Below are 458 nucleotides of genomic sequence, written 5' to 3' on the forward strand. Positions count from 1 at the left end.
TGAACCCCTCGAACGGGAAGATCGTCACGGCGTTCTCCGCGAACGCGAGGAAGAGGATGATCGCGAGCGGCACCCACAGGAAGAGGAGCAGCAGCCCGGAGACGACGTACAGCGAGGTGCCGAGGAGTCGTTCGACCGTCTGGTGGCCGACGAGCCGCTCGGTCGCCTCCGCCGTCTCGGTCGACTCGGAGGTCTCGGTCGCCATCTCAGGCACCCCCCAGTTCCTCGATGCTCACGTACCGGAACGCGAGGACCATCGCGCCCACGATGGAGACGAGCACGAACATCGACGCCGCGCTCGCGTACCCGATCGAGTAGGTCCCGGCGACCCGGCTCTCGATGAGCATTCCGATCATCTGCACCTTGCCCTGCCCGAGGAACGTCGGCGTGATGAACGCGCCGACGCTCGGCACGAAGACGAAGAGGCTCCCGCCGATGATGCCCGGGAGCGTGAGCGG

General features: G+C 66.8%; 2 pseudogenes. Both read right to left on the reverse strand.

The window, feature by feature from the left end:
- A pseudogene (locus DVK07_RS21620) lies at positions 1 to 205 on the reverse strand (ABC transporter permease); the annotation flags it as partial.
- A 1-nt stretch (position 206) separates the two neighbouring features.
- A pseudogene (locus tag DVK07_RS21625) lies at positions 207 to 458 on the reverse strand (ABC transporter permease); the annotation flags it as partial.

This window comes from Halorubrum sp. Atlit-26R (genome assembly GCF_003666015.1).
Lineage (GTDB): Archaea > Halobacteriota > Halobacteria > Halobacteriales > Haloferacaceae > Halorubrum.